This window comes from Marinomonas fungiae (assembly GCF_001418205.1).
GTDB lineage: Bacteria > Pseudomonadota > Gammaproteobacteria > Pseudomonadales > Marinomonadaceae > Marinomonas > Marinomonas fungiae.
Genome location: NZ_LIQF01000020.1, coordinates 21,042 through 41,477, shown reverse-complemented (window position 1 = coordinate 41,477; position 20,436 = coordinate 21,042). Strand labels below are relative to the sequence as shown.

Annotated in this window: 19 protein-coding genes; 8 read left to right on the top strand and 11 right to left on the bottom strand. The window is 42.2% G+C overall.

Translation table 11 applies throughout. The annotated features are described in order from the left end of the window. Positions 1-31: 31 nt before the first annotated feature. From ASC49_RS18450 to ASC49_RS18440, 3 genes are read right to left on the bottom strand one after another with little or no spacing between them, the layout of a single operon-like run. A complete protein-coding gene (locus ASC49_RS18450) occupies positions 32-670 on the bottom strand; it encodes a hypothetical protein (RefSeq protein WP_055464713.1) in 639 nt (212 codons plus the stop codon). After that, a complete protein-coding gene (locus tag ASC49_RS18445) occupies positions 663-1,868 on the bottom strand; it encodes an Arm DNA-binding domain-containing protein (protein ID WP_055464712.1) in 1,206 nt (401 codons plus the stop codon). The genes ASC49_RS18450 and ASC49_RS18445 overlap by 8 nt, the downstream gene beginning before the upstream one ends. A gap of 2 nt (positions 1,869-1,870) precedes the next feature. Further along, entirely contained in the window at positions 1,871-2,092 is a 222-nt protein-coding gene (locus tag ASC49_RS18440) for a hypothetical protein (RefSeq protein ID WP_055464711.1), read from the bottom strand. Positions 2,093-2,212: 120 nt separating this feature from the next. Between ASC49_RS18440 and ASC49_RS20220 the strand changes: the two genes are divergently transcribed. Continuing rightward, on the top strand, positions 2,213-2,452 hold the full coding sequence (locus ASC49_RS20220; protein ID WP_342667552.1) for a helix-turn-helix domain-containing protein: 240 nt from the start codon (positions 2,213-2,215) through the stop codon (positions 2,450-2,452). A 126-nt stretch (positions 2,453-2,578) separates the two neighbouring features. Beyond that, positions 2,579-3,604 carry an IS110 family RNA-guided transposase gene (locus ASC49_RS18430; protein ID WP_055464709.1) on the top strand — a complete coding sequence of 342 codons (1,026 nt, stop codon included), beginning with the start codon at positions 2,579-2,581 and terminating at the stop codon, positions 3,602-3,604. 1,445 nt (positions 3,605-5,049) lie between these two features. On the opposite strand, the gene ASC49_RS18415 is transcribed toward ASC49_RS18430, so the two are convergent. Genes ASC49_RS18415 through ASC49_RS18390 form a run of 6 tightly spaced genes read right to left on the bottom strand, consistent with a single transcriptional unit; the run spans position 5,050 to position 11,301 of the window. Next, a complete protein-coding gene (locus tag ASC49_RS18415; RefSeq protein ID WP_055464706.1) occupies positions 5,050-6,273 on the bottom strand; it encodes a DUF4236 domain-containing protein in 1,224 nt (407 codons plus the stop codon). A gap of 5 nt (positions 6,274-6,278) precedes the next feature. Next, positions 6,279-7,229, bottom strand: coding sequence for an HpcH/HpaI aldolase/citrate lyase family protein (locus ASC49_RS18410; RefSeq protein ID WP_055464705.1), 951 nt, complete (start codon positions 7,227-7,229; stop codon positions 6,279-6,281). Then, positions 7,229-8,314, bottom strand: a complete 1,086-nt coding sequence (locus tag ASC49_RS18405; RefSeq protein WP_055464704.1) for a cysteine protease StiP family protein — start codon at positions 8,312-8,314, stop codon at positions 7,229-7,231. The genes ASC49_RS18410 and ASC49_RS18405 overlap by 1 nt, the downstream gene beginning before the upstream one ends. Before the next feature lie 4 nt (positions 8,315-8,318). Next, complete coding sequence (locus tag ASC49_RS18400; protein WP_211262090.1) at positions 8,319-9,113, bottom strand: HAD family hydrolase; 795 nt, start codon at positions 9,111-9,113, stop codon at positions 8,319-8,321. Then, positions 9,106-10,239, bottom strand: coding sequence for a phosphoribosyltransferase domain-containing protein (locus ASC49_RS18395; protein WP_211262089.1), 1,134 nt, complete (start codon positions 10,237-10,239; stop codon positions 9,106-9,108). The genes ASC49_RS18400 and ASC49_RS18395 overlap by 8 nt, the downstream gene beginning before the upstream one ends. Positions 10,240-10,260: 21 nt before the next feature. Continuing rightward, positions 10,261-11,301 carry an ATP-grasp domain-containing protein gene (locus ASC49_RS18390; RefSeq protein ID WP_211262088.1) on the bottom strand — a complete coding sequence of 347 codons (1,041 nt, stop codon included), beginning with the start codon at positions 11,299-11,301 and terminating at the stop codon, positions 10,261-10,263. Between the two features lie 243 nt (positions 11,302-11,544). On the opposite strand from ASC49_RS18390, the gene ASC49_RS18385 reads away from it, so the two are divergent. The 6 genes from ASC49_RS18385 to ASC49_RS18360 all read left to right on the top strand — a co-directional run bounded on the left by ASC49_RS18385 (position 11,545) and on the right by ASC49_RS18360 (position 16,067). Then, a complete protein-coding gene (locus ASC49_RS18385) occupies positions 11,545-12,126 on the top strand; it encodes a TerD family protein (protein ID WP_055464700.1) in 582 nt (193 codons plus the stop codon). Positions 12,127-12,128: 2 nt separating this feature from the next. After that, positions 12,129-13,259 carry a TerD family protein gene (locus ASC49_RS18380; protein WP_281175797.1) on the top strand — a complete coding sequence of 377 codons (1,131 nt, stop codon included), beginning with the start codon at positions 12,129-12,131 and terminating at the stop codon, positions 13,257-13,259. Further along, positions 13,222-13,737, top strand: coding sequence for a tellurite resistance TerB family protein (locus ASC49_RS18375; protein ID WP_281175795.1), 516 nt, complete (start codon positions 13,222-13,224; stop codon positions 13,735-13,737). Before ASC49_RS18380 ends, ASC49_RS18375 begins: the two co-directional genes overlap by 38 nt. A 20-nt stretch (positions 13,738-13,757) precedes the next feature. Beyond that, positions 13,758-14,792 carry a TerC/Alx family metal homeostasis membrane protein gene (locus tag ASC49_RS18370; protein WP_055464698.1) on the top strand — a complete coding sequence of 345 codons (1,035 nt, stop codon included), beginning with the start codon at positions 13,758-13,760 and terminating at the stop codon, positions 14,790-14,792. A 35-nt stretch (positions 14,793-14,827) separates the two neighbouring features. Beyond that, on the top strand, positions 14,828-15,409 hold the full coding sequence (locus tag ASC49_RS18365; RefSeq protein WP_055464697.1) for a TerD family protein: 582 nt from the start codon (positions 14,828-14,830) through the stop codon (positions 15,407-15,409). Positions 15,410-15,488: 79 nt separating this feature from the next. After that, positions 15,489-16,067 (top strand): TerD family protein, encoded by a 579-nt coding sequence (locus ASC49_RS18360; protein ID WP_055464696.1) that lies wholly within the window; start codon positions 15,489-15,491, stop codon positions 16,065-16,067. A 289-nt stretch (positions 16,068-16,356) separates the two neighbouring features. Here ASC49_RS18360 and ASC49_RS18355 read toward each other — a convergent pair whose 3' ends face one another. Together ASC49_RS18355 and ASC49_RS18350 are read right to left on the bottom strand one after the other, a co-directional pair. Then, entirely contained in the window at positions 16,357-19,191 is a 2,835-nt protein-coding gene (locus ASC49_RS18355; RefSeq protein WP_055464695.1) for a UvrD-helicase domain-containing protein, read from the bottom strand. 143 nt (positions 19,192-19,334) lie between these two features. Then, positions 19,335-20,042 carry an HNH endonuclease family protein gene (locus tag ASC49_RS18350; protein ID WP_211262087.1) on the bottom strand — a complete coding sequence of 236 codons (708 nt, stop codon included), beginning with the start codon at positions 20,040-20,042 and terminating at the stop codon, positions 19,335-19,337. Positions 20,043-20,436 lie beyond the last annotated feature (394 nt).

The following is a 20,436-nucleotide window of genomic DNA, read 5'->3' as shown; positions in this document are numbered from 1 at the left end:
CGGTATTTTAATGATTGATCATGCCTGGATTTTAGCGGCTTCCCAGTAACAGGTTTTCCCATAGCTCGTATGAGCCTTGGTTCGACGACATACTCAGGAAAAAGCCGATATCCCAAATGTTTTCAGTCTCTCCAAGAGCCATTTGGGTGAGCTTTAGACAGAGTTCCGCGTCTGATAGCTTATACTGAGTTTTAACCAAATGGTGTAGTACGACAGTCGACTTGGTTTGTATGATCTCTTGAATTAGCTCTTTGCAAAGCTTTCGCGTACTGATTGAGGCGATGTTGTTAGCTCGTCTGATCAGATCAACTTTGAATAATTGTTTTTGTATAGAGTGTCTAGTTTCACAATTTATAAAAGTCTTAGTGCGCTCAATGCTTTCAAACCAAGCCAAGTAATAAAACTGAACTTTCTTTAATCGTTTAAATGCAATTTCAACCTGCAGATATTCTAAAGTGAACTGCTCGATATACTGGCACGAATCGCCAAGTAACCGTACTTCCAGTGTGCCGGTATTCTCTACATCACAGAAAGTAGCGACTTTGATCTTATGTCCGTTGGTTAATCTCTTGGTTTGAATTGACTCAAGCAGGTAGCAGCCTTTAAAACGAACCAGTTCTTTCGCATCTGCTAGTAGGGGCTGAATGGCTGATTTGGAATTGTTAGGCATGCTTGATCTCCAGTTTTTCAGACAAAAGTTTTTCCATTGCACTACCATCCATGCGAGTTAGGTTCGGAACATATCGCGAATAGACACGAAATAGCATTTCGGTATTTGAATGGCCCATTTGTTGGGCTATCCATTCTGGGGACTCCCCAGCAGCAAGCCACAAGGTGGCTGCTGTGTGGCGAGTTTGATAAGGTCTACGTTTTTCAAGGCACAGTCGTTTCAATAATGGATACCAAACACGCTTGGTCACATTGTTATGGTTGAGTGCCTCACCTTCACGATTACAGAATACAAACTTTCCATATCGAGCGGTGTGTACCTGCTGTCGCTTAAGAGCGTCAAACACAGGTGGCGACATTCGAATATCTCTGATAGAAGATTCTGTCTTTGTAATATCTTCTTCACCTGCAACAATGGTTTCACGAATTTTGATAATGCGCTTATTGAAGTCGATATATTTCCACTTCAGACCATCAATCTCGCCAGTACGCATGCCAGTGAAGAAGCGAATTAGATAGTAATCACGGTAGTCTTCACGCACATTGGCCAGAATGTAGTTCACTTCTTTGAGAGTGAATGGCTCAACATCTGTTTTAGCAGATTTGAGCTGTTTGATTCGAATGTATGGAGTGATAAAATCGAACTCCTCGGCAGCGTCCTCAAATATGCGTTTTAATGGATCCATGATCTTATTAATGCGTGCATTGCTTAAACCTTCTCTTCCGTTTCGTCCGGGCACTTTGGCGAGGGCTGAACGAAACTTTAAGAGATCATTACGAGTGATGCTGTCGACTTTTCTCTCACCTAAAAATGGCAAGTAGTGCTTCTGTATCATGCTCTCGATATTAACGATATGAGACTGACGCCAGGATATCTTTTGTCGCTCAAACCAAGGCCAAATGTATTCTTCAAAGGTTGGTGCAACCAACTCTTTCTGCTTGCTTTCCCATTGGCTAGGGTCATGTAACTGCAATTCTTGATCGGCAAACTTCGCGGCGTTTTTGCTGCTAGGAAAGTGTTGTGCATATCGAAATGTCCCTGCAAGCATTTGCGATTCAATTAGAACAAGTAGTTTTTCAAGCTTCTTTCTATTAGCCAAAGTTGGCTTAAGTGTTGTTTGTTCACGACAACGTTTTCCCATATACCGAAAGTCTAGATAAAGAGTATTGGTTTCTTTTCTGACGCTTACGCTGGCCATAGTTACACCTCCTCAGGTTCATACGCCATAGCAATTGTGTCCGATGCCTGTGAAAGCATGTCTTGCTCGATGGTTTCCCAAATAAACAAAATCTTGCGACGGCTGAATGGGCGAATGTAATGGCGTCCTTCAAGTAAGCAGCTGTCAACAAGCTCATTTCTGATGGTGCGAGGGTTGTATTGGATTCTCTCTGCCAACTGTTCTGTGGTAAGGTAAGTGTTCATATCAATCTCCATTTAGTACATAACAAGTTCTAATTGTTAAAAGTATTTAACAATGAGTTGATATTAAGATGTCCTTTTGTGTATGTCAAAGTCTTTTTGTTAATTATATTTAACGTTTAGGTGGTGTTGGGTGTGTTAAGGTTTAAAATCAAAGAGTTAATCTCGAAAAAATCTTTCAATGAAAATCGCCGTATTACGATAGGGGAAGTAGCTGAAGAGACCGGAGTGAGTCGGGTTACACTATCGAAAATGGCGAATCAGAGAGGTTACAATACGGTGACAGACAACTTAGATAAGCTGTGTATCTACTTTGATTGTGAGGTTTCTGAGTTGGTGGAGTTTGTTCAGGCTGAAAAGTAGTTGTTTGTATTAATCGTACACTATTTATAAGTAGGAAATAAGATGGACTCGCCCTCTTAACTATGTGCCATGCTTAATGTGCAAACAAAAGCCTGTCCGGCATCCAAGTTAAAAGGAGCGAGTCCTATGAAGAACATTAGCATCTTAAGCATCGATTTGGCGAAAAATGTTTTCCAATTGCATGGTCAGAACAAGCAAGGCAAGCAGGTACTAAAGAAAAGACTGCGTCGAGAAGAGCTGAGAAGCACCATTGCTAATTTGCCTCCTTGTTTGATTGCCATGGAAGCCTGTATTGGTGCCCATGCCTGGGCTCGACAGTTTATGAAGATGGGGCACCAAGTAAAACTGCTCGCTCCTCAATATGTTAAGCCGTTTGTGCGAGTGAATAAGAACGATCAACGAGATGCTGCCGCTATCGCTTTAGCGGCATCACTGCCATCGATTCCATCGGTCTCGGTTAAAAGTGAAGAGCAATTAGATCTGCAAGCGATTCATCGGGTGAGAGAACGATTGGTTCGCGAGCGCGTTGCAACAGGTAATGAAATCCGTGGTTTATTAGCCGATATGGGCGTAGTCATACCAACCGGCGAAGCGGCTATTAAGAACTTACTTCCAACACTCCTGGAAGATGCTGAACAACCCATTACCCATCGAGGTCGGCTGTTACTGGATGATCTGCGATCACAGTGGTTAGAAAAAGAAGCACATGTGAAACGCTACGATCGGATACTCAAGGAGTATTCAAAGGGCAATGAGGAATGTCAGAAGCTCATGGATATTCCTGGTCTTGGCATCATAAATGCGTCTCTGCTGTGGTGTTATATCGGCGACGCTAAACGCTTCGGAAGTGGTCGGCATGTGGCAGCCTCGTTAGGGCTTGTACCTAAGCAGGCCTCCAGTGGTGAGAAAGAAAAGCACAAAGGGATTAGTAAGCAAGGCAATAAATACCTGAGAAAGCAGTTGGTTCATGGTGCTAGAGCAGCGTATCGCGTCCTGTTAAAAGACGGAGCAACTGGTCGTTTAGCGGATTGGGCAAAGCGGATGAAAAGTAGTGGTAAGCATCCGAATAAGATCGTCGTTGCGTTAGCAAATAAACTGACTCGAATCGCTTGGAGTTTGCTCTCAAAAGCAGACGCACACTATCAGAGCTAGCACAAAGCAATCACATAAAGAGATAAACAGTTTAAAGCAGGCATACCCAAAGCGTTGCGCAGACTATTAAGACAAAACAGATAAAACCGGCTCACTCACCCTAGGGATCCCCCTGGCTCATCAAAGCCGAGTAGGAGATTAGAGGAAGTGAGCGCACATCTTTTAATGGCCGAGCAGATATGCTCAATCAAAGTAGGTCGAATATAAGCGTGCAACTTTACTCTGTAATGTCGAAATAGCTTGCAACAGTCGGGCGGGTCCATATAAGTGGATATACTTCTCCTAATCATAGGATTGCAGAGATTTTCTCGACTTCTTCGTCATAATACTATTTAAAACAAAAGAGTTGTAGCTTGCCACACTTGGATGGGGGCTTAGTTATACGGAAATACAGCATAAAGCGAGAGAAAATGGAATCTCTGACAACCTAAGTAAGACAACGATCGTACAGGTGAAAAAGCTTATATCAGCGGAATAGGCATCATCAAATCAAATGGACTACGTTGATATTGCTCATTTTGTAATATTAAAGAAAATAGTTCCGATCGTGATGGACACCATCGGTTCGGATGTGGATAAAGCTCGGTTGAACGCAATAATTACTGAACTCCTTGTACCGGTTGTACTTCTAAAAGAGCAGTACACGTTGACGCCAAACATTATAACCTATCAGATGCAAAACCTAATGAAGGGACGGGGTATATGACGCTTGCCTACAATACCATTCAGCGTATTGAGGTGACTTCTAAATGGGCGAGGGGGATTTTATAGCGTATCACCGGAGCACTTAAGGCTCTCTAGTAGAGCTTATCGCTTCATTTGGACCGGTTGCTTCTCTGATGAAAAAAATTGCTCGGCGAAGAGAGGCTTGAGATGGGGGGCTGAGTCTATTCACGCGTTAATTGAACCAGCTATATTTGGATGCAAACAATTCATGAAAATGGTGTATTAAGCTTAACTGATTAACAATATTTGAGCATCCACCGGCACTATGGTGGATGCTCTGCTCTAGCGCTACATTGAGTTGATTAGGGTCTCAATCAGGTGACTTCTTGACACTTTCATTTCTTTAGCAGTACTTTCTAACTTTAGAAGAGCTAGCTTGGACAGTGATATGGAGATCGAAACTTTGCTAGTTTTAGTTAGGCTGATGATCTTGTAGGAAGTTAATTCCTTCGCCTTGCTGATACTTTGTTTCATTTGATTGATTTCAAAAGGAGTAAGTCTCCCAAAATCGGTCAATTGATAAGAATGATTACTCTTGCTGTATTTTATCGTCACATTGTATGTTTCGCGAAGATCTCTTAGATAGCGGGAAAGGGACGCAATTGAACAGCCTACCTCGTTTAGAATTACCGTTGCAGAAACTTGCTTTCCAGACGACAGCAAAATTGCTATTGTGAAAATTTGTTTTTGCTTTGTGCTTAACATCATCTTTTTTACCATTAGATATTGGTAAATCCGTTTACGGTTATAGATTGAAAAACGTAGGTCGTACTCATCTTCCTGTTTGGATTAAACCTTGAGATGGCCACAATAGGATCAATGTTATCTAAGGATGAAAAATTCATTTCCTGAAACGCTGAACGATCTACGTCACATTCAATTATATAGTCATCCACTAAATTACCTGTAGCCTTACTTACTCTTTGAGTAAATCCACATATACTCACACGCTCAAAGGGTAGAGCGTATAAAGCGATCCCTATTAGTCTCATCAATATGCCGTGAACATGTCTCGCATAGGTTTCTCTGATTGCTTTCTGGGTCATTTCCTTCTTTACAATTTCCGTTCTTTGTCTGTTTAGGATGAAATAACTTTGAGGCAAATCTTCAATTTCAGGTAGGTCCACATCGAGTTTAATTAAAGATTGTTCGGGGAGTACCTCAAACGATATGGATGTGTCTCTTGGCCAATCAGTGTTTTGCAAAGCATCATCCAGAATGGTCTCAAAAAATACTGAATCAGAGTCAAAGCGTCCAAGAGCGATTTCTATATTAGTGGTAATCATTGCCTGATGATTGGATGACTCGAATTGCCAAAGAGCATACTGTTCGGCCCATGCCATACGTGTAGATTGATATCGCTTTTCTACTAAGGCCTTTTCTCTTTCCCAATCAAGCATTGAGCGCTCCCAGATCGCAAGAGCTGCTTCATATCTTTCTTGTCTATCTTCTTGGGATTCAAATAGTTTTTTTAAAAACCCTGTTTCTAATTCAATTGTTGGTTTTATGGGGGCTGGTGGAATGACTGGCTTTTCAGGTCTTTCTGGGGCAGCAAAAGCATACGGGCTAGTTACGGCTTTAACATAATGATCACGCAATTCATTCATAGAGTGCCCTTGAGCGGGATTTGGCGTCAGTGTGTGGACATTAATAATTTGCCTAGTAGCTGACTCCATTTGTTCTATGGTAGATTGAAGAGTGTTGCGTAACTCCTCCTTCGATTCTGATCGCTCTATTGCGGCAGTGTTAGAAGCTGCAGCGGCTCGATCAAGCCTTGTTCGATAGCTTAATCCACCGCCGAGCCCTAAATTTGCATAAGTGCCCCGTTTTCCAACTGATATTGATGCCCCGCGAGGGCCAACGGATAGGCTTGGCAAGCCATTGCTAAGGTTTAATCGAATGCCTGGAATAATTGTGATACTACGTCGAAATCGAAATCCCATTTTGATTACCTTTGCTGAATTTGAATAGATGATGGAGTTGTGATTTCTGAATGGCTGACGCCAAAATAGTACCCCCGATCTAATATGCTTTTTGCCCAGCGGCGATGTGTTGCGGGCTCACACATCGCGCCACCAGATTTAAAGACAGCTTGTGATGAGTTAATTATCTTAAGGGCGTCTTGATGATCAAGTGCACTCACCATTAATGCGCGTTGAATAACGGTAATTTGATTTGGGTGAATCGCTGTCTTACCTACTAGGCCGTGCGCTAAATCCAGCGCTAATTCCTTCTCAAGAATTTGATGATCATCAATGTGCTCGCAGACAGGAGCAGTCAAAGCAAAGCCTTTTGATACGAATACAGCGACCAAAGTTTTAATAACATAACCCATTGGACCGTCATATAAAGTGAATTCACGAGAGCGACGTAAAGAAACACAATTCATTAAATCATTCCCGCCAATTCGAAGGGTAAGAATTCTATCTCGGCATTGGTGAGCTTCAAGGGCAGTCGCTAAAGCCTGCATTGCGTTAACGTCAAATACTTCTGCTGTCTCAAGAGTGGGCATCCAGTATAAGTGGGTTGTTTCTAATATATCCGTCCATCTGGCAAGATCAGACAAGTTGAATTTCGGAAGCACGAAACCATCAATCGCTGACAAATCATAGTTGTGTACCAATTGCATGCCGATATCAGCGTTAGTTGGACGTATGAATATCAGCGGCCATTCAATATGTTTAGTATCTTGCTTGGCTTCTATAAGGTCTGTCAGCATTCCGCTCAGATTGCTCAAAGCAAAAGGCATGTCATGACCTGATACAGCATCCTCTAGGCAAATAACTAGAGAACGCAACCCTGTGATTTTACCGGCTACAATTGTGTGTACAATGTCAGTGCGTGTAGCTGGCATGTAGAGCGTCGCCCCTAAACTATAAGCGGAAAGTTCCTTTTTCATCAGAGCACCTGTTTAATAATCGTTACAGCACGATATTGACCGATAAGGTCGCCTACTTCTGTAATCTCAACGCCTTTCTCCTTGGCAAGATAAACCAAAAGAGATACGTCGGGGTCTTCTATTGAGCGAACAAGCACTTGGTCAGGGACTCTGCGTAGTACAGCGCGGGTCGCCTCAGCGATCCCTGGTTTTATGCGATTAGTGCTTGATACGTCATAACGATCAACTAGCTTCGATATGACCGCTTTGCTTTGCTTCCACTCAAGAGTTTTTAATGTCTGTTGTGCATTTGCATCAATAACTGGTACGTTGTGCGGATTTATTTCTAGGCAGAATTTCTCAACGGCATCCACCAAAGCTAAACCGCATTCATACTCACTAAGATGATTACAGACCATGCACTGATGATAACCTTCATCGCTATAGAGTGATCGAGAGATCATTCCTGATACGGGGGCTCCCATAATTCCGAATGGTATTAACCAATCATCATCAGTGGCTGAGAGCCAAGCACACCCGCAAGGATCAGCTAAAACCACGAGGCGAGGTTGGGTTGGGTATCCACACCGACCACGCAGAGCCTTTGTCAGTTCATGAGTGATTGCTCCTTTACCAGTCCAGCCATCTACCCAAACGATGCCTTGAGTACCATGTCGATCTTCAATGACAGAGAGTGCTTGCTCATCAAGGCCACGATCGCGAATGATGCTAATGCCGTAGTGATAGGATTCTTTGCCCATCATGGTTAATGCCCGTTGTAACATCACTCCTAAAGGCACGCCAGCGCGTACTAGGCTTGTCAAAACAATGGGAGTGTCTTCGTATTCGTTAGCTAAGGCCACAGCCAACATCATGACTTCATTAGCCAATCTCTCAGCGCCAATAGTATAGGCCTTATTAAACAGCTCAAGGTGGTACTGAGTTGGCTCAGGCTCTTGACTCAGCATGTCTGAATAATGCTTTTGGCCAGATTGAATAAGCGCCTCTTTTTCTTCTACCGAGGTGAATTCAACTGTTACTGGCTTTAAGAGAAATTCAACATCGCCTAGACGATAAGAACCGGAAAAAATAGGTGAGATGTTCAAGTGCCTACTCTCCAAATACGCGGTCTTTGATCGCAGATGAAAATTGACTTTGACTAGGTACGCCATACCAAGAGCAAAGCTTTAGGAAGCTAAAGTCAGTAAGACTGTCACCAAGCCCGATTGTTGGGAAAATGCCTCGCTCTTTACGCAATTTATCTAAAAGGTAGCGGGTAGCTTTTCCTTTCTCGATACAGGTTGGAAGCCATGCAATGTTGTTGCTATTGCGATGGATGTAAAATCCTTTGGTACCAAATATTTTCTCTACCTCATCACCTATTGCATTGAGTTCGTCCAATTTGGTGCTATCAGTATGCTTCATAACAAGATAGACAGGTATGTTGTCGTATTCATAGTTAATACGAGCCCATGCAGCAATGCCGCGTTCAGTCATCAGCTGAGTTATACCAGCTTGCAAATTGAGTAAGCGTTGGTGATAGGGAGACAGCTCCGCCTCAATGTGTTCTTGCCAGCTGGCATCGTAACATCCATCTGGAGATACAATAACGGCTCCATGCGTCGTTATTGCCCATGAGTTAAATGGAATTTGTACACGGGCATATTCTTCGGTGCCGCGCGCGGTGACAGGGATTACATCGGCGTGTATTAAAAGCCAATCGACCAATAATGCCTGTTCTTCATTCATGAAGCTACGTGGGGCTAAAGAGCGGTCTAAAGCGCCAACGCGTACAGGCGTCTGATCAAGTTCATCTACCATCTTACGCTTAGTTTGGAACAACGTATCATCCAAATCGGGAAACACAACGGGACGGATATTATGTAGCATAGGATGGTTACTCATAAGTGATGACTTCAACATGCTTAGAAATACGCTCAAGCGATTTAAGCAGTATTGGATCGATGCTTTCAGCAGGGGTTTCACAGCACAAGTAAACTGAATCGAACTGTTGGTGGGCGATGTTATAAACAAAATTCGGTATGCCTAGACCGTAGTTGTCGGTAAAGGTGATTACCGACTCTATTGCGTGGCCGATAGCAATTGGGGATCTGGAAGTAGAGCTAAAATAGACCTCTGCACCTTGGAGTTCTAGCTTTTCAGCCATTAAGAATGGGATCCATACAAATTCACTTGTACCGATTACCAATACTTTTTCGGTAGGTAATGCGTTTACATTTTTTTCAATTTGGCAAGTGGATTCATTCACTCCTAATCGTCCCCAGTTTTGAGCACCGATAATGTCAACAGCACCTTTAGCTGTTACATCCACACTAGGCATAATGGGTAGTTCTGCATCTGGATTAGGGCTCCATGACCATTTGCCTTGAACTAAAGAAACCAAGGTTACTTTTGGACCATCAATCTTTTCTAGAACTGCTTCTTGACTCCAATCGGTTAGAGTCACCGCTACGAGATGATCGATGTGATCCATGCCAGCATCTTTAAGCGCTCCATACAGGTTTGCAAAGGTGTTACCTGTGGTTGCTTCATCATCAATAAGAACTAAGGATTTTGCATGCGCCACTCGATTAGCCAAAGTAGGTTCATTTGGCCAGTAAATGAGGTGGTCGGTAGCATGAGAATGAGTTTCTTTGAACTCACACAACAACTTTCCATCGATAGGGTGTCGTGTAGACGTAAGCAGCACGGATTCAGCGAATGAACCTTTAGCCTCTTGATATACTCCTGCAGCCAAGCCTACAGCCGTTTCAGCCATCCCTATAAAGAGTACCGGTTCAGGTAAATTTTTAGGGAGTTTAGCAGCAATTGATTTGTACGAGTTACGCATCACACTAGGCTTGATAGGGATATGGCGTCCAAGCATTTTACTAACAAATAGGAAAGCTCGCTTAGGGTTTCGGCGCTCAGCTATCTCAAAAAAATGTTCAAGCGGCATGGGATGTGAACTGGCCACAGTCAACTCACCAGTTGATAGCTTGCGCTGAAAAACTTGCTCTGTTTGGTGCACAATCAGATTCCTCTTGATGTATTAGGCTAAAGTGATAACGCTTGATACAGAGCGAACAGCGGTAGGCTGAAAGCCTTCAGTCCCCATTTTGATGGCTGTTTCTTTGTCGATTAGGCCAAGTTTTCGCAGAGCAAAAATGCCTGAAAGGTTGATGCCGCATGAAAGGGAGTAACAAACGCCGCCTGATGGACGCATGTTAATTTCAAGCAAATAAGGCTTTCCGTCGGCGTCATCACGAGTCTGAACGTTAACTAAACCATCGGCCTGCATGATATGAGCGCAGGATTTCGCTAATTCAAAAGCTTCACCTGATTGCTCGATGTATTGAATAGCGCCTTCTTTTCGTCGAGACACAGCAGCAATTACCTCGCCATTTTCAACAACCATGTCAACGGAACGCTCTCGTCCGGGTAAGTAGGGCATTATCACCATAGGTTCAGGCAATTTGTGCGTTGTTTGCTGCTCCATTGCCGAAAGATACATCTTTGGTGTTACTCGACGATTATCGGGATTATTAAAAGCTGCCATTGGGCTGACAGAGGGATCTAGAATCCAAAAGCCAATTCCGTAAATACCTACAACCGGTTTGATACAAGACAATTCGCCCACAGCCTCTTTCAGGCTAAATTGATTTTTTAGCTCTTTGATAGTGTCAATTTGAATGGATGGCACCACAGATAGTCCATGCTGCGACATATAATTTGCATACTTAACTTTATCATCAGCAATTGAGTGTGTATCTAGGCTGGTTGAGCCCGTTGTTAACGATACTCCTAGTGCTTCAATATCACGACGATGCTCTTCCATCCAGCGGCAATTTCGACCTGCTAGAATAGCTGCAACATTGTGCTCCAATACAACAGTTTTGATGAACTCTACTCGCTCAGCATCGCCTTTTGGTTCAACCAAGGATATATCCGCAACGGATGTGATTTCGGGGCGATTGCTGCGATGAGAAGCGATAACTCGAAAGGACAGTCCTAGTAATTGTCGGGCCTCAATTGTTGCCACGATGATGTCGCGCTGTGAAGACAAGCCTTCCATGAACCAAATACTTTTCAATGCACTAACTTCCTTGAAAATTGAGGGGTAATCAATATTACCAATTAAATGGTGATGACTTTATAATCAATTTTCTTATAGGTCAATCATAATGTGATTGACAACTGCAATGATTTCGTTGAGAATTTACGCGACATTTACATATTGATTGAGCAATTAATTTAATTGTCAGTTAAAGGCCTGCCTAGGACTAGGAAGGTAATGAGTAAAGCATAATGTTTATACCAGAAACAAGGAATTAATATGGTTTCTTTAGCAAAAAAACAGTCTGTATCACTGACTAAGCAATCAAATTCACCTTTAACTAGCCTAACATTTGGCTTAGGTTGGGATCCAATCAAAAAAACTGGCTTCTTTGGCAAATTGCTTGGTGGCAGTGCTGAAATCGATCTCGATGCCAGTGTAGTGCTAATGGATTCTAATGGTGACAAGATTGATACCGTCTGGTTCCGTCAATTAAAGTCAAAATGTGGTTCGGTTATACACAGTGGCGACAACCTTACAGGTGAAGGTGATGGTGACGATGAAAGCATCTACATTGATCTAGCTCTGCTACCAGAAAACATTGAGCATCTTGCCTTTACCGTAAACAGTTTCCGTGGTCAAACATTTAACGAAGTCGAAAACGCATTCTGTCGTGTTGTAGATCAAAATGGTAAAGAACTGGTTCGATATGAGCTGTCAGAGCAAGGTCAGCATACAGGCATTATGATTTCCTCACTTAAACGTGACTCTGGTGAGTGGAAATTTACTGCTCAAGGTCTACCATGTCCTGGTCAAGTCATCGACGACATGATGGGCCGCATTGTATCGGAGTTGGTGTAATCATGATCATGAAGCTAATTCCTGGGGGGAATGCTCCCGTTCCAACTCAAACTCTTACAGTTAGAGTAATATCTGGTAGCGATGTTGATGTATCTGCCTTTCGACTTTATGAAAATAATAAAGTAAAGGATGGTGGAGTAGATATGATTTTCTACGGTCAACCGCGTAGCGACGACAGCTCTATCACTTTATCCGGTGGGGCGTTAAATACGTCTTTCAACGTAAATCTTGGCTCCATTCCTGCTGCAGTACAGAAAATTGCGTTTACGGCCACTGTTGATGCAGGTCAAGTGATCGAGGGCCTGCGTACACTAAAAGTTCAAGTAGAGCAGGCTGGAAACATCCTATTGGAATGCGATGTTCCTATGAGTGAACGACGCGAAGCTGCTTTGATTTTAGGTGAGCTCTATCGCCGTAATTCGGAATGGAAATTTCGCTTTGTATCCCAAGGATTTAATGGTGGGTTAAAGCCGTTAGCGGAGCATTTTGGGGTGGAGGTTGCAGATGAACCAACTCCAACTCCAACAATCAGTTTGCAAAAAATCACTCTTAGTAAAGATAAGCCAACCATTAGCCTAGCTAAGCAAAGCACCAAATTTGGGGAAATCCGCATCAACCTTAACTGGAATCGCGGCTCTACTCACAAAGGTTTCTCATTGTTTAAGAGAGAGACTGGCGTTGATTTAGATCTAGGGGCCTTTATACGTCTTAAAGATGACTATAAAACTGTGGTGCAAGCCTTAGGCGGTCGATTTGGATATTTATACGAACCTCCTTTTGTTGAATTACAAGATGATGACCGTACTGGTGATAGTGGCGATGGCGAATGGCTGTACATTAATGGCGATGAGTGGGAAAACATCGAAGAAGTTCTCGTGTACGCATTTATATATGAGGGTGTACCAAATTGGGACAGTACCAATGGAACGGTTACGATCCACATGAAAGGCCAACCGCCTATTGAGACAAATCTAACAGAAGGCAATCCCGGTCTTGGTATGTGCGCGATTGCAAGATTGAAAAACAACGGCGGCTCTCTAAATGTTGAGCGTGTAAATCGTTACTTTGATGGCCATTCTGAAATGGATGAAGCATTTGGATGGGGTTTCCGCTGGAAAGCGGGTAGCAAATAACCAAATTCAAACAGGAGAATACATTATGTCATTTTTTGACAAAGTGCGTAATGCGGTAAATACAGGCCGATCTGAATTGGCAAACCAAGTGGCACGCTTCAAAAATAAAAAATTCATGGAAGGCACTGTTGCTGTCTGTGCGTATATCTCTGCCGCTTCAAATGGCGTTAGCAGTGAAGAGAAGCAAAAAATGATTGGGTTCATCAAAAGTTCAGACGAACTCAAGGTTTTTGATTCAAACGAGGTAATCGCTTTTTTCCAGAAAATTATTTCTGGCTTCGAGTTTGATGTGGATATTGGGAAAGGTGAAGCCATGAAATACATCGTGGCTTTAAAAAGCGATGATGGTGCTGCGCAGTTGGCCTTGCGTGTTGGGGTTGCTGTTGCGAAAAGCGATGGCGACTTTGATGACGCTGAGAAGGTTGCAGTCAAAGAAATTAGTATGGCTCTCGGGTTAAACCCTTCGGACTACTGCTAAAAAATTAAGGAATTTGTTACATGGGTACTACTCACATTGGTTTCCCTTTAGAAACTGTAGTTGTATTTATACTGCTATCCGTTGGAGCAATTACAATTGACCTTTTTATGCACCGGGATGACAAGCCAATCCAGCTAAAAAGTGCTGTCATGTGGTCTATTTTCTGGGTGGCGATATCCTTCGCATTTGCTGGCTTCCTTTATGTTAACCACGGTGCGGAAGTGGCTAGCTTGTTTGTGACGGGGTACGCACTTGAAAAGGTGCTATCTGTCGATAACTTGTTTGTCATAATGGCAATTTTCTCTTGGTTTGCTGTACCTAATGGCTATCGTCACCGAGTTCTGTACTGGGGGGTTATTGGAGCGATCGTATTCCGTGGAATATTCGTTGCTATCGGTACGAGTTTGTTGTCACTTGGGCCATGGGTAGAAATGATATTCGCTGTCATCGTTTTATGGACTGCTGTGATAATGCTGAAAAGTGGTGAAGACGATGAGGAGATAGAGGATTACTCGAAGCATCTAGCTTACCGTATGGTACAACGCTTCTTCCCAATTTGGCCAAAGTTAACCGGCAATTCTTTCTTGCTAAATCAGAACGAAGTAAACGCAGAACTTGCTAAGCCTGAAAATGCTGGCATTCAAGTGGGTCGTATTGGCAAGGTCAGTTTATATGCAACGCCTCTATTGTTGTGTTTGGCTGTGGTTGAGCTCTCTGACGTGATGTTCGCATTTGACTCTGTACCTGCCGTGATCGCGGTAAGTCAAGAACCTCTGATTGTGTACAGCGCTATGATGTTTGCCATTCTCGGCTTGCGTACCCTGTACTTTGTTCTTGAAGCACTGAAGCAATACTTAGTGCATCTAGAAAAAGCTGTAATCGTGCTGCTGTTTTTTATAGCCTTGAAACTTGGTTTAAATGCAACAGCGCATATCTTCCACCATGAATACACAATCTCTGCGATGGCCAGTTTGGCTGTTGTTGGTGTTGTGCTGTTCTGTGGGATCTTCGCGAGCTTCATTTTTCCTGAAAGAAATGAAGTGGCAACAAAGTAACGTGAACAAAATCTCTATTATTTAAGGAAAAATCAATGGCTACTGTTTCTCTGTCTAAAGGTGGTAATGTTTCTCTAACTAAAACAGACCCTACTATTAAGAAGGTTGTAGTGGGTCTTGGCTGGGACGCTCGCTCTACTGACGGTCAAGACTTCGACCTCGATGCTTCAGCGTTCTTGCTTGACGTGAGTGGTAAAGTACGCTCACCAGCAGATTTCATATTTTACAACAATCTGAAAGGTGCAAACGGTGCTATAGAGCACACTGGTGATAACCGCACAGGTGCCGGTGATGGTGACGACGAAAGCCTAAAGGTTAACTTAGAAGCTCTGCCTGCTGACATTAATAAGATTGTTTTTGTTGTAACCATCCATGATGCGGTTGTGCGTAACCAGAATTTCGGTCAAGTAAGTGGTGCTTTCATTCGTCTTGTAAACGAAGACTCAGGTGCAGAAGTAACACGTTTTGATTTGTCAGAAGATGCCTCAACAGAAACAGCAATGTTGTTTGCTGAACTTTACCGCCATAACAGTGAGTGGAAGTTCAAAGCTGTTGGCCAAGGTTACGCTGGCGGTTTGGCTTCAGTTTGTGCAGAGTACGGCGTTTCAGCTAGCTAATCTGCCGATTTGTATTTGATGCGGGGTGACTGCGCCCCGCAATTTTTACGCTAATACCTTATTAACAAGGAGTTTTAAAATGGCTGTATCTTTAGCGAAAGGTGGTAACATCTCTCTTACGAAAACTGACGCCGGCCTTAAAGTGGTTATGGCAGGTCTAGGTTGGGATCAACGTGTTACTGATGGAACCGACTTTGACTTGGACGCATCAGTATTCATGGTAGGCGAAGATGGTAAAGTTCTATCAGATGCAGGTTTCATATTTTATGGACAAAAAAATAGCCAATGCGGATCAGTTGAACACCAAGGTGACAACCGCACTGGTGCAGGTGATGGCGACGATGAGCAAATTAAAATTGATTTGGCTAATATCCCTGCGGACGTCAAAAAGCTTGTTTTCGCGGTAACTATTCACGAAGCTGATCAGCGTAAACAAAACTTTGGTATGGTTAGCAATGGTTACATTCGTGTATCTAACAACGATTCACAAGTGGAACTGGCCCGCTTCGATCTTTCAGAAGACGCTTCAGTAGAAACGGCAATGATCTTCGGTGAGCTATACTTGCACGGCACAGAATGGAAATTCAAAGCTGTCGGCCAAGGTTTTGCTGGCGGTCTACCAGCCCTAGCTAAAGCTCATGGTGTAAACCTAGCTTAATTGATTGAATGCGTAATAACTAGTCCTGATAGAGGTTGACGCTTATTTAGGCCCTAAAACGCTCGATGTATCTCATCGGGCGTTTTGTATTTTAAGGATAGATAATACGAAAGAGTTGACTTCAGAATTAGTGGCGATTCAAACAGTGCAAAGAATAGGAGCCTAGATATGCAAAGAGAGCCTTAGTAAATCCCGTAAAGCTAGTAAATATTTTTTCCTAGATTTTTGAATGAGATCATTCCATAACAGTATCAAAGATAGACAAATCTAGCGGCTAAACAAGATTTGATCATATTTTTTCTGTGTTCTTACATTGGTCTTCTTTAATCCCAAAACCTGAACAGCCCCAAAACTCACCGTATTTACCATTTCGTTTTTTCATTGGGCGTCCGCACTTATCGCAAATTTTCATTTCTTGACCACAACTAGCGTTGTTACAAATGCTAGCATATCTAGTATCTACAGATGGAGCTCCACATTTTTTACATATACGTGCTTTTCCAACTCGGCAACCTAAGCCAGTACTGCATGAGTAAAACGCTCCAAGTTTGCCTTCAATTCGCCTAAAAAAACCATCTTCACAATTTGGACATTTGAAAATAGCTCTGCGTTGGGCTTGAAATGAGGGTGAATGAACATTTAGGTCATATATTGGTGCTAACAGCTCTGTCACAAAGTCAGATGGTGAGTATGGATCTGCAATGATGTAACATTTTTTCTTAGCTCGCGTGATACCTACGTAAAGTAGTCGTCGTTCTTCTGAATGGGGGAATGTATCTAAAGCAGGCAATAATGCTGCTATGATCGCATCGTCTCTGTTTTCATTTGGAAAGCCGCTTTTGCCTTGGAAAAATCCAATAAGAATACAGTAGTCTGCTTCTAAGCCTTTGGACTTGTGAAAACTCCAGTAATTGATGTTTTCTTTTAAACCTTCTGCCCAGAGGAATTTCTTTGATTCTTCCAATAGATAGTTGTAACGGGCGATGATTGAAATACTTGCACTAGAGTCATTTTCTCGAATTTTGTCTATTACTTCTTTGACTCTTACATAAAGCCCGTTTTGAATACCTTGCTTATCATCTAAAAGATAAACTTGTGACTGATCAACAGTAGTATGTGTTTTGATATGTTTTTCATATTGTTCCGGGTTCGTCATTATGAAGTTGCCAGCCGTGTTCGCAATACTATTGTTGTAGCGAAATGTCTTCTGCAACTTGGTCATAGTGTACGGCCCAACTAGCTGATCAAATCTAGTCGTTAGTTCAAGTTTACCACCAGAAAAACGATAAATTGACTGCCAGTCATCACCTACAACCGTTAAAGAGGGTGAAGGGCCTTTTTCTATAAGTGCTTTAAGGAAGCCCATGCGTGCTTCCGAAATATCTTGAAACTCATCAACCAGTACATACTTCCAAGTAGGAATGTATTCCTCCTTCTGAAGTACTTCTATAGCCCTAATAATCATGTCATCAAAGTCGATGCTATTGTGATTTTGTAGCTCTTCAACATAACCTTGGTGTAGAGCGTCTAGTAGCCCAGAGTACTTTTTGGGTTGATTTATTTTGGAGTCTTCTAAGCGTTTGAAAATCGTTTCTTTATCCAAGCGCTCGACTCGAATGGCTTGGAGAGCCTTCGTCATAAGCTCACTCCAAGAAGAAAGCTTATTCTGTTGATTTAGCTTTTCAAAGATCTCGCTTGGGTGCATCGGTTCACATTGAACACCGTGTTGTAAAAGCTTTGTCTTAAGGCTTTGGGTTAAGTTGTCCTCAGTCCACTCATAGTGAAATGTTTCAACTAGGGTTGTGCCATATTCTTTATGGAGTGCACGCTTTTTTGTGATTGACTCATTGTAAGCTTTGGCATCTATATCTGGGCGTGTATTTCCTTTTCGATCAATACCAAAATGCTCAATGTAGATGTCTGCTTCAGTAAGGTGGAAGTCTGGCTTATAGTCGAAACCAATATCTATTCTTTTTTTAGTGATATAAGGGGCTTCATAGACGTATGGGATTTTGTTCATGTAAAGGAAATTAGCTATCAGTAATTCTTGATAGCCTTTAACCTTCTCATTGTTCAAGGTTCTGAATTCATTATCCCGTAGGTGCTTCTCGTAATCAGCTTTAGACTTGAAGTCAAAAGGGTCTATAGGTGGATTTGAAAGCTCGATTAAGTCAAAGATCCTAGTTGGGTCTTCAGCAATATAAGAGTAAATCCAATTAGTAACCCACTGAGTAAGTCTAAAAGGATCTTCCGTGTATACACTCATATTTGTGGGGATGCCTGCTTCACGAAGTAGCTGACGACCCAATGCGTGAAAGGTTGATATCTGAGGTGACGTTTCTAAGACAATTTTGCTTTTGCCTGCTTTATCTAAGAAGCGTTCATTAAGCTCAAGGGCTGCCGCACGGTTATACGCTAAAATTAGTATTTCTGAAGGTTTTGCAAGCCCACGGTCTATTAGGTCTAGTGCTTTCGCAACCATAACTGAGGTCTTACCTGTACCGGCAGCTGCGAGAACCATATTTTTGTCGTTAGACCGTAATACCCCCAATCTTTGTTCTTCTGTAAGAGGGTTTGACTCGACCACATCAAAGAAATCCTTTCTCTTAGCTAATTGATAAGCTTCATGAGCTTTTCTTAATGCTGGAGCATCTACTGGGTGATGTTTGGCGATGTCTTTTGTTTGTTTAGCAAGGTCACTAGGAAGATATTTTTCCCATAGATCTGATTGGTTGAGATAATGCGAATGTAACTCTTCACATAAATCCGAAATTTGGTTTAACCAAGAATCTCTTGGGTAACTTTTGATCACTAGTGAGTTAAATTCAGAAGTGGCCTGGCTAAGATACTCTTCAATTTTTTTGCTTATAAAGCTGTTTAATCCATCTACAAACTCAGATATTTCGGACTTTCGAAGATACTTGATAGTCAGCTTTTCATCACTAAAGTCGATGGATAGTGAACTGCCGAATAAGCTTTCAGTAATTGTAGCAAATGATCTTAAGCGAGAAAGGTTGTATGACTTATGCTCCCCACTACGAGTATTAACATGAAGTGTTTCGCCACTTAATTCAATGCCTTTTGTTCCGAAAATACGTCCAAGTAAGTTTGTATTCAATTCCATGAAGAGTATCTATTCAAGTTAAGTAAGATAGTAGATGTTTAGCTCAATAGCTTGTTTTTATTACGTTGAAATAAGCAATTTCAGTTATTTAGCAAAACGTCAGGTACACACAATTGTGTTTACAAGATACATGCTTCTGTTCATTACCTTTCAAGGTCATACTTCGTTAATACACGCATAAACCTTGCTTTGTACTGCTCTTGGTTCTTAGGTGGGAGCCACTCATCTAACCCTTTAGCACCTTTCTGTCGATTCAGTGACGCTTCAACGGCTACTAGATTGATTGGATCGTTAGCAAATTGCTCTCTTTTGGATTTGCCCCAAGATTTCGCCCCATGCTCCCACGCCCATTTCAAAGGCACTACATGGTCTATGTCTACTTGTGATGCATCGAAGATTACATTTCCTGAGTACATTGAGATCCAACGCCCAAAAGTGACTCGACATTGTTTGTCATCTGCGAATCGTACTGTGTTAGTGGACATAGAAATAAGTACTTCTTGTCTAGTATTTTGACAATCTCTATCAGCATCATCCCAGCCGCTACCAAATTGGCTTCGGCTGTATTTCGTCGTTTGGTCATCGCTGGTAACAGAAGAACGTGCTGGAGTGCGAGGCAAATTTAGAGTCTGGCCTTTAGGCAATCTGCCACCACTTGCTAAGCACGCTTCGATAGTGTCATAGACCTTAAAATTTTTTGTTTTTGAATAGTGCTCAGTATTAGGGCGGTGACAGATAGAAGATTTGGATTTTTTGATAGGTTGATCTGCTTCTGCTAATGCAGGATTAGAAAGACCTATTAGTAGAAAAGCTGACAGCAACGTCTTCATGATTTGCATCTGTGAACTCACAATTATCCATAAGTGATAGTGGAGAGTTTACTGTCGTTAAGCTAAGAGATCTAGGCCTAATAGTTTTCCAAGAGTGGATCAACCAGCCTTTACTAGTGAGTTAAATGGGAAAGCGGTTTGGCCACATTTTGGTCACAAGTGAAGATCTAGTGGTATTGGGTGCGACTCAGAAGAATTAGCGATAGTGCCCTAAGGTCGAAAATTGACTGCTTGATACCTAGCAATTTATGATGGATTATGTGACCAAGAAATGCATAAAAAATTTCAAATGGTGTTTCTTTACAAGTAGCGATGACGAATTAAAATGAAATCATATAAAAATTACACTATTGATTTATAAGTACTTTATTTTACAAAACGCGATATTTAGTCAAAATGTAAAATAAAGTAAGAC

Excerpts from the sequence above, each read along its gene's own strand:
- ASC49_RS18445 (WP_055464712.1), bottom strand. The coding sequence starts at position 1,868 with ATGGCCAGCGTAAGCGTCAGAAAAGAAACCAATACTCTTTATCTAGAC.
- ASC49_RS18360 (WP_055464696.1), top strand. The coding sequence starts at position 15,489 with ATGGCTGTATCTTTAGCGAAAGGTGGTAACATCTCTCTTACGAAAACT.
- ASC49_RS18440 (WP_055464711.1), bottom strand. The coding sequence starts at position 2,092 with ATGAACACTTACCTTACCACAGAACAGTTGGCAGAGAGAATCCAATAC.
- ASC49_RS18370 (WP_055464698.1), top strand. The coding sequence starts at position 13,758 with ATGGGTACTACTCACATTGGTTTCCCTTTAGAAACTGTAGTTGTATTT.
- ASC49_RS18385 (WP_055464700.1), top strand. The coding sequence starts at position 11,545 with ATGGTTTCTTTAGCAAAAAAACAGTCTGTATCACTGACTAAGCAATCA.
- ASC49_RS18400 (WP_211262090.1), bottom strand. The coding sequence starts at position 9,113 with ATGAGTAACCATCCTATGCTACATAATATCCGTCCCGTTGTGTTTCCC.
- ASC49_RS18430 (WP_055464709.1), top strand. The coding sequence starts at position 2,579 with ATGAAGAACATTAGCATCTTAAGCATCGATTTGGCGAAAAATGTTTTC.
- ASC49_RS18415 (WP_055464706.1), bottom strand. The coding sequence starts at position 6,273 with ATGGGATTTCGATTTCGACGTAGTATCACAATTATTCCAGGCATTCGA.
- ASC49_RS18410 (WP_055464705.1), bottom strand. The coding sequence starts at position 7,229 with ATGAAAAAGGAACTTTCCGCTTATAGTTTAGGGGCGACGCTCTACATG.
- ASC49_RS18355 (WP_055464695.1), bottom strand. The coding sequence starts at position 19,191 with ATGGAATTGAATACAAACTTACTTGGACGTATTTTCGGAACAAAAGGC.
- ASC49_RS18365 (WP_055464697.1), top strand. The coding sequence starts at position 14,828 with ATGGCTACTGTTTCTCTGTCTAAAGGTGGTAATGTTTCTCTAACTAAA.
- ASC49_RS18450 (WP_055464713.1), bottom strand. The coding sequence starts at position 670 with ATGCCTAACAATTCCAAATCAGCCATTCAGCCCCTACTAGCAGATGCG.
- ASC49_RS18380 (WP_281175797.1), top strand. The coding sequence starts at position 12,129 with ATGATCATGAAGCTAATTCCTGGGGGGAATGCTCCCGTTCCAACTCAA.